General features: G+C 69.7%; 5 protein-coding genes and 1 pseudogene. 3 read left to right on the top strand and 3 right to left on the bottom strand.

The window, feature by feature from the left end; all coding sequences use genetic code 11:
- Positions 1-104: 104 nt before the first annotated feature.
- The 3 genes from StrepF001_RS44820 to StrepF001_RS44825 all read right to left on the bottom strand — a co-directional run bounded on the left by StrepF001_RS44820 (position 105) and on the right by StrepF001_RS44825 (position 1,262).
- Positions 105-422, bottom strand: a complete 318-nt coding sequence (locus StrepF001_RS44820; RefSeq protein WP_240798011.1) for a hypothetical protein — start codon at positions 420-422, stop codon at positions 105-107.
- Between the two features lie 95 nt (positions 423-517).
- Complete coding sequence (locus StrepF001_RS46155; RefSeq protein ID WP_165396593.1) at positions 518-685, bottom strand: hypothetical protein; 168 nt, start codon at positions 683-685, stop codon at positions 518-520.
- A gap of 100 nt (positions 686-785) precedes the next feature.
- A complete protein-coding gene (locus StrepF001_RS44825; protein WP_129803817.1) occupies positions 786-1,262 on the bottom strand; it encodes an Asp23/Gls24 family envelope stress response protein in 477 nt (158 codons plus the stop codon).
- 200 nt (positions 1,263-1,462) lie between these two features.
- On the opposite strand from StrepF001_RS44825, the gene StrepF001_RS44830 reads away from it, so the two are divergent.
- The 3 genes and pseudogenes from StrepF001_RS44830 to StrepF001_RS44840 all read left to right on the top strand — a co-directional run.
- On the top strand, positions 1,463-2,107 hold the full coding sequence (locus tag StrepF001_RS44830) for a sigma-70 family RNA polymerase sigma factor (protein ID WP_129803818.1): 645 nt from the start codon (positions 1,463-1,465) through the stop codon (positions 2,105-2,107).
- Positions 2,098-2,790, top strand: a complete 693-nt coding sequence (locus StrepF001_RS44835) for an Asp23/Gls24 family envelope stress response protein (protein ID WP_129803819.1) — start codon at positions 2,098-2,100, stop codon at positions 2,788-2,790. Before StrepF001_RS44830 ends, StrepF001_RS44835 begins: the two co-directional genes overlap by 10 nt.
- Positions 2,791-2,920: 130 nt before the next feature.
- Positions 2,921-3,196, top strand: a pseudogene (locus StrepF001_RS44840) (transposase family protein); the annotation flags it as partial.
- Positions 3,197-3,241 lie beyond the last annotated feature (45 nt).

The following is a 3,241-nucleotide window of genomic DNA, read 5'->3' on the forward strand; positions in this document are numbered from 1 at the left end:
TGAGGGGCCTGTGGGGGAAGTCATGGTGTGCCCACCTTCATGAGCGGCCCGTGGCCGGTACCGGGGAGGGCTCGGTACGGCAGGTCGTTTCGGGAGCAGCGGGGTCACTGGACGCGTCGGCGGCGCGGGCCGCTGACGTGCACCAGCCGTCGGATGGTCAGGGCCACCTCGCTCACCTGAAGGCCAGTCAGTGCGGATACGTCGTCGGCGATCTCGCTGCTCAGCCGTTGGCAGGCTCCGACGAGGTCAGCGGGGTAGGGCAGGTCCAGGGACAGAGCCAGCCGTGTCCTGCCGCCGTGTGTGCTGGCAAAGACGTCGGGCTCGGTCAGGCCCTGGCGGGCGAGCGGCCCGCCGGTCTGCCGCCTGAGTGCCGTACGTGCCGCCCTGGCGGCTACACGGGCCACGGCCTTCTCGGAGATCACGGTGGCGCCGCGCTCCGCGGCGGGCGGAAGCGGCGGGGCACTCGTGTGCCGTTTTGCCCCGGCTGCGGGGGAGTCTGCCTGGGTGGCGCCGGTGCTCACCGCTGCCGCCGGGTGAAGACGTCGACGTCGCCCTGTACGGCGAGGCCGACGAACAGTCCCGCCGCAGCCAGGACCAGCACCAGGAGGAAGGCCCAGAAGCCGCCGAAGAAGCCGGCGAAGCCAAGGGCGATCCCCGCCAACAGCCCCACTGTCGCTGCGTTCATCACTTGCTCACCCCATCTGGTGTACGGGGCCCACCTGTTATGCAACTGCACGGGGTACGACCACCGCATTACGGCGCCGGGGCAGTCCGGCTGCGGCCAGTCATGTCACGCGGCTCTCGGTCGGCTCGGACTCTTCCTCCTCGGGCAGGTACACGTCGTCGACGACGAGGTTCACCTCGACTACCTCCAGACCGGTCATCCTCTCCACGGCGGAGATGACGTTGACGCGCACGTCGCCGGCGACGTCGACGATCGAGAACCCGTAGTCGACCATGACGTCCAGGTCGAGGGCCGCCTGGCGTTCACCGACCTCGACCTTCACGCCGCGCGTGACGCCGCTCGCTCCACCGCCTGGGACGCGGTCGCGCACAGCGCCGAGCGCCCGGGCCATCCCGGCGCCGAGACTGTGGATACCGGGTACCTCGCGAGCCGCCATGCCGGCGATCTTCGCCACCACGCCGTCGGCGATGGTGGTCTTCCCGCGAGTCTCGGGCGGCGTCCCGGGGCCGGGACGGCCCTGCAGGATACGTCCCTGGTTCTGATCACCGCCCGTGGGGCGGTCAGTGGTGTCCGTCATGGCACTCGCCTCGATCGTTTGGTGCAAGCATCGCCGTGGTGCCCTCGAAGGATTGGACACACGCCGACGGCAATCCTCACACCGCACATGAACATGCATGCATCACGTGCGACGGCACGGGCACGCGTATCACGACATACCGGAAACGCGTGGCATCGACGCTACGGCGCACCTGGGCGTCCGAAGGAGGTGGAGCGGCCATGATCAAGTGCGCCCGGCCTTCATCCCCGGAACCGGCCGAACCCTCCCTCCGTGAGGCTCTCACGGCGCCCCAGCACCGCGACGAGACGGCGGCGAACAGCCCTCTGCGCGTACCCGACGATCTGCTGGCCGTACGGGCCGGTGAAGGAGACGCGGAAGCTTTCGCCTTGCTGGTGCGGCGCCACAGCCCCTCCATGCTGGCCCTGGCCTTCCGCATGCTGGGCAATGCCCAGGATGCCGAAGACGCCGTGCAGGACGCCTTCGTCAGCGCCTGGCAGCGTTTGCCGGAGTTCCGGCACACCGCGGCGTTCCGGACCTGGATGTACCGCATCACCGTCAACCGCTGCCTCAACGCGCGGCGTCACCGTAGGGCGACACTCCCGCTGAATGCCGTCACCGAACCCGCCGCCGGGATGGGCAGTTCGCCGAGCGGGGTCGCGGAACAGGACGCACTCACCGTCGCCCTGACGACCGCGCTCGCCGCCCTGGACCCCGAGCAACGGGCATGCTGGATCCTGCGGGAGCTGCACGGGCTCGCCTACGAAGAGATCGCCCACGTGACGAGTACCAGCGAGCAGACGGTGCGCGGGAGACTGTACCGAGCGCGCCGGTCCCTTAAGGAGGCGCTGAAATCATGGCGCTAGACGACCGTCACTCTCGGTCTGCCGATACCGTCAGGCGGCGCCCGCAGCCGCCCACCGCCGGCGCGGTCCTGGAAAAGGTCTCCCGGCTCACCGGCGACGAGCTTTTGACCTGCGGGCGCCCGCTCCGTCACGCCTGGGAGCAGGCCCGCGACGCCTGGCCCCTCGCTGATCCGCACACCGCCCGCTGCCCGTACTGCCGCGATGCCGCGGCCGGGCTGTCGGCGCTCGACGAGGCGACTCGAGCCCTGCGCGCGCAGGAACCGCCCCATGCACAGACGCTCATCGACCGCGTCATGGACATCGTGCGAGCCGAGGTGAGGCTCGGCCGGCTGCTACCGCTGGACGATCCGGTACGTGATCTGTTCATCGCCGAAACGGCGGCGGCGAAGGTTCTGCGGCGGGCCGCGGACATGGTGACCGGTGCCCGCGCCGCGAGTTGCCGTCTGACTCCCGCTGACGCCGACACTGGCGTGCATGTGGCCATGACACTCGCTGCGAACCTCGGCCGCCCACTGACCGAGACGGCCGATCGGGTCCGCTCCCAGGTCAGGAAGGCCGCAGCCCAAAGCCTCGGCCTGACCGTGACGGCAATCGATCTCGAGGTGATCGACGTGCTGGACCCGGCCTTTGAGTCATCCGGCACGACGGACGCCGAGCGGGATCGGCAGGAGGGAACGCCGTGACCTCCGGCGATGCCACCGCCGTCCGTCAGGCTGTCGCCGAGGCGGCTCTCGCAGTCCCCGGAGTGGTGTCCCTGCTGCCCACCCTCGCCAGCCGCCTGGCCGGGGCAGCCGCACGAGTATGGCCGAACGCGACGCCCTGGCCGACGCCGGCATCCGATGCTGGGCCGACAAGGGTTACCAAGGCGCCGGCCGCACGGTGCGAATGCCTTACCGTGGCCGCTGGCAGAAGCTGTTTGCAGGGCAGCGCGCGGTCAGTAGCTCCCACGCGCAGATCCGTGCGCTCGGAGAGCAGGCCATGGCCACCCTCAAGACCTGGCGCCTCCTGCGCAAGTTGCGGTGCAGCACCACCCGCGTCACCGCGCTCGTCCAGGCCGTCCTCACCCTCCACTTCAATGCCTCAAACTGAGGTTGGGGAAGCGTCTCTGATCAGTTAAGTGATCCTGTGTGATAC

The organism is Streptomyces sp. F001, assembly GCF_004187715.1.
Taxonomy (GTDB): Bacteria; Actinomycetota; Actinomycetes; order Streptomycetales; family Streptomycetaceae; genus Streptomyces; species Streptomyces flavusporus.